This is a genomic window from Thermogutta sp., from assembly GCF_014359955.1.
Classification (GTDB): Bacteria; Planctomycetota; Planctomycetia; order Pirellulales; family Thermoguttaceae; genus Thermogutta.
Window position 1 is genome coordinate 1 of record NZ_JACIYL010000596.1, and the last position, 2,827, is coordinate 2,827.

Genomic DNA, 2,827 nt, shown 5'->3' on the forward strand with positions numbered 1-2,827 from the left:
GACCGCCGCGTCGGTCGCTCTTCCCACCTGGTTACTATCCGCCGCTGCGGGCTGGGCATTGGCGGGAGCAGAGGTCTCGAAGGTGGACGATGCCTGGCCCGATGGAAACGCCCCAGGCCCCTCGTTCTCCGAGACGCCTCGATTTTTTGACAGATCCCCTCCTCCACTTCGGTGGGGCTGGCACCGGGATAGGGTACCGTGATGAGGATCATGTCGAGGTTGAATTCGGGAAAGACCTCCCGACGCATCCGGAAGAGACTCAGCAACCCCACGACCACGATGCCGATGAGCAGCGTGTTCATCGCGGGGGAGTTTCGAATCGACCAGCGGAGAATGGATTTCATAGGACCGACTGCACCTCGACAGGAAGCCCCTCATCGGAGAAGGCCAAGGGATTGTTCTCCACGAAGGGGGTGGGAGACACGGCGACGCTATCACCTTCCCGGAGTAATTCCGGAGGCGCGATGATCAGAGCTCCTTCCGGGACCACCTGGGCAAACTCGACCGGCACCATGCGGAGCTTTCCATCCCGCACCCGTCCCACCACGTTGCCCGGCTGGAGCGCTTGTTCGGGAACGCGAAGGACCGTCATCTTCGGATTGACATGGATCCGCACGGCCACGTACATCCCGCGAACCAGTGCTGGGGGCTGCCTGGCGGGCCCGGCAGCCTCAGGGACAGTATCGGCGACGACCTTCGATTTCACCGCTGTCGGATTCGGTACCAGAATCCGGCAGGGGACCATGCGTGTCCGATCGTCCACGCCCAAACCTTCGTAGCCGTCCAGTGTGCCCTCCCAATAGAAGACCCGCCCGTCCAATTCGTACTCCACCGTCACGGGAAGCTTGGGGACTTTGTAGGCTTCACCTGTGGCCAACTTTGCATCCACCGAAGATCCCTCCAGCATGGCCCACAGCCAGGCCACCTGACGCATCGTCAACTGGCAATTGACCTGTGCACAGGATGTGTCCTCGAAAGTGAGAACGGTCGTCCCCTTCCGCACATAGGTGTTTTCTTCCACCAGGTCGCTCACCACCACCCCGTCAGAAGGTGCGCGAATTTCTGTGCGGGCCAGGTCAATTTCGGCCTTCTGAAGTTGCACGGCCGCCTGATCCCGCACAGCCTCCAGTCGATCCTTGGAAGCCTGTTTCGTGCGAAGCTGGTTTTCCAGATTGACCACTTCCTGCTCGGCCAGAAGAAGTGATTTCCTCGCGTTATCAAATTCTGCCTGCGGGATGGCGTTGCTTCCGAAAAGGCGCTCTGCCCGCTGATAATCACGTTTCGCTATTTCCAATTGTTGCTGGGCGATTTCCAGAAGCTTTTGCGTGTTTTGAACATCAACCGCCCATTCTGCCAGCGCGGCTTCTGCCTGCCGCAACTGTTCGCGGAGGCGATTCACCTCGATTTCGTAGTCTGTCTTGTCAATGCGCAGAAGAAGGGTCCCCTTGGTGACGAACGTTCCCGCTTCGCACTGGGGTGTTTTCTCTACGATGCGTCCGTCCACCTCGACCGCCAGTTGGATTTCCCGATAGGGAACGACAAGCCCATCCGTGGCCAATTCCAGCCCGCCAGAATGCCTCACCACCCGTACCGTCTGGACCACTGGCAAAGGCTGCTCGGGAACCTCTCGGGGAACGGGTTTACTGAGTGCCTTCAAGACCAAAAACCCCACCACCCCAAGCGCCACAACGAGGGGCGGTACCACAATATTGATGATCCTTTCCAGGACCGTTATTGAATGCGACGCCCGAGCTCGCCCTAACATGAACCGATTCCTCTGACAGAGACTGGATTAACGCCGAAGCTCATAATGCTTGGATAACACGTGCCCCGCGATCCCCAATTTAATCTGCGACAAAGCCCCATTTTCTCATTTCAGCTCATTTGTTTATGTCTACACATCCGCGGCGTACTTGGTAAAAGACAACTACCCGATTTGCCCTCTCAGTTGCCAGCATTCGCGGAGGAAGCAGCTTCCTGCGTCCACTGGGTGACAAACGGCAACGTCAAACCGAGGGCCGAAAATGTGAACTCAATGATGTGTCGGGCAACATCTTCGGCCGTGAATTTGCCCCTCAGCTCCGGTGGCACCAGAAATTCCAGCACATCGTGGGCCATGCGATAGTGCACGCACTGCGCGACGATGCTGAGGCCGGTTTGAATTCTGCGCTCGGGTGGCATTTCCTCACGAAATAGTATCTCCAGTATTCCCAGCAGAATTGTAAAGTTGCGCTGGATGTGTTGCCGGAAAAACTCGCAACAGCTTTCGTGCGGCTCGAGCATTTCCCGCATCATGAGTTTGACTTTCCACTCCGGCGCGACTTCGGCGATCATGTGGCGCGTCATCAGCCGGATGTAATCAGCGAGCAGTTGCGCAGCCTGATGCCGGTCCCCTGATTGCCTCAGTTCCTCCAGACGTCGCTCAAGATCGGCTTCCTCCGGACGAAACAGCGGCGCCGCCGCCTTTACGGCCTCCACATAGAGATGCTCTTTGGACTTGAAATGGTAGTTGATAGCAGCGATATTGACACCCGCTCGTTCGCAAATCTGCCGGGTCGTGGCCCCCTCGTATCCGAGTTCGGCAAACAACTCACCGGCGGCGGTCAACAGGCGGCTTTTCGTATCTTCAGGGAAATGCGACATACTCAGCCGATGAGTCCTTTGTCGGACGCCCTCCTCTCAGCCATCCCGGACGAGGCGATTCCCTTAATCTGGAACCCCTCCATTTCCACTATCCTTCAAACGATTGTATTAAACAAATGTTTCACAGGCAAGTTAAAGGGGTGCAGTTTTTTCCTGGTCGCTGGAAAAAGGGCGCGGAGCCAGG

The 2,827-nt window shown here is 57.4% G+C and carries 3 protein-coding genes; all 3 read right to left on the reverse strand.

Translation table 11 applies throughout. The annotated features are described in order from the left end of the window. Positions 1-344: efflux RND transporter permease subunit (locus tag H5U08_RS14795; protein ID WP_297034700.1), on the reverse strand; the 344-nt coding region annotated here is incomplete at its 3' end. Beyond that, positions 341-1,765, reverse strand: a complete 1,425-nt coding sequence (locus H5U08_RS14800; RefSeq protein ID WP_297034704.1) for an HlyD family efflux transporter periplasmic adaptor subunit — start codon at positions 1,763-1,765, stop codon at positions 341-343. The genes H5U08_RS14800 and H5U08_RS14795, both read right to left, overlap by 4 nt. A gap of 179 nt (positions 1,766-1,944) precedes the next feature. Beyond that, on the reverse strand, positions 1,945-2,643 hold the full coding sequence (locus tag H5U08_RS14805) for a CerR family C-terminal domain-containing protein (protein WP_297034707.1): 699 nt from the start codon (positions 2,641-2,643) through the stop codon (positions 1,945-1,947). Positions 2,644-2,827 lie beyond the last annotated feature (184 nt).